This is a genomic window from Massilia sp. NBRC 108631, assembly GCF_059704565.1.
In genome coordinates this window covers 1-218 of sequence record NZ_BAAKJE010000003.1, presented here as the reverse complement: position 1 = coordinate 218, position 218 = coordinate 1, and the positions used below count along the sequence as shown (strand labels likewise).

Sequence of the window (218 nt, the reverse complement as noted above, 5' to 3'; positions counted from 1 at the left end):
CCTGCGCCGTGGATGGTGCCGGCGTATTCCACCTGCTTGCTGCTCAGCTTGCCCTCCCGGTTCTGCTCCAGCAAGCTCGACAGGATCAGCATGCTGTTCAGCGGCGTGCGCAGCTCGTGCGACATATTGGCCAGGAACTGCGATTTGTACTGGCTGGCCCGCTCCAGGTCCAGCGCGCGCTCTTCCAGCTGCTGCTGGGCTTCGCCCAGGGCTTCGTT

General features: G+C 64.2%; 1 protein-coding gene. It reads right to left on the bottom strand.

The window, feature by feature from the left end:
* The coding region (locus AC6H42_RS00015) for a histidine kinase dimerization/phospho-acceptor domain-containing protein (RefSeq protein WP_497547106.1) at positions 1-218 on the bottom strand (218 nt) is incomplete at both ends.